Below are 398 nucleotides of genomic sequence, written 5' to 3'. Positions count from 1 at the left end.
CCTCGGTGTTCCGCCGCAGCCAGTCCATCACCCGGACGAGATCGTTCGGGCTCCCGAACCATTCGAGCGTGTCGATGCGGTTGGGGATCTTCCTGGTGAAGCTGGTCGCGTCGATCAGGATCGGCGGGATGCCGGCCACTTCCCCCTCGAGCAGCTTGCGCCGCCCGGCCTCGTCCAGCGCCAGATAGCGGTCGCCCAGTCCGGCGACGCCCTTCAGCCGGAAGACGTCGAGCGTGCCCAGAAAGGGCCGATTGCGCGCCGGATCGGCAATGCCGAGCACCGGCATCATCGCCTCCACCTTCGCGCGGCCGAGGGTGTGGAGCAGGATGTCGGTCGCGCTGTTGTCGCTGATCGAGATCATCTGGGTGGCGAGCTCGCGCAGGGTCACCTGGGTGCCC

At 68.1% G+C, this 398-nt stretch carries 1 protein-coding gene; it reads right to left on the bottom strand.

Annotated features, from left to right (window positions below; all coding sequences use genetic code 11):
• A partial coding sequence (locus NLU14_RS21365; RefSeq protein ID WP_275710424.1) for a serine hydrolase occupies positions 1 to 398 on the bottom strand: 398 nt, incomplete at both ends.

Source organism: Marinobacter iranensis, from assembly GCF_029207565.1.
Taxonomy (GTDB): Bacteria; Pseudomonadota; Gammaproteobacteria; order Pseudomonadales; family Oleiphilaceae; genus Marinobacter; species Marinobacter iranensis.
This window is presented reverse-complemented; position numbering and strand designations above follow the sequence as displayed.